The organism is Corallococcus sp. AB038B (assembly GCF_003668955.1).
Classification (GTDB): Bacteria; Myxococcota; Myxococcia; order Myxococcales; family Myxococcaceae; genus Corallococcus; species Corallococcus exiguus.
On the sequence record NZ_RAWO01000169.1, the window covers coordinates 1 to 424 of the forward strand.

Genomic DNA, 424 nt, shown 5'->3' on the forward strand with positions numbered 1-424 from the left:
CCGCGCGCTCACAAGCGTGGTGGGCGCTCGGCTCATTCGCTGGCAGAACGGGCCTCCTCGATGGCCTGGCACTGTACGCGGCGCCGTGAGCTTCGTGCTCATCGCCGGTCTCATCTATCCCGCGGTGGTTGCCGTGGCGACCCATTACTCGATGTGGTTGAGCGGAAACGCCGTGGCCGCTCGGATGTCCCTGCACTCGCTGTGGGGCTGGTTCATCGCCAACAGCACGGGCGCCCTGGTCGTGGCGCCGCTCATCCTGGTATTCGCCGCGCCCTCCATGGCGTATCCGCGCCGACCGCACTGGGAGCTGGCCTTGCTTGGCTCGCTCTACCTGGTGGGCAGCTTCGCCTCCATCGAACTCGGACGATGGCTCGGGTTGGGCGGCCTGATGGCATACCCGCTTGTTCCTCTCATGATCTGGGCG

General features: G+C 66.7%; 1 protein-coding gene. It reads left to right on the forward strand.

All coding sequences use genetic code 11. The features are described from left to right. Positions 1–85: 85 nt before the first annotated feature. Positions 86–424: hypothetical protein (locus D7Y04_RS42900; RefSeq protein ID WP_199749836.1), on the forward strand; the 339-nt coding region annotated here is incomplete at its 3' end.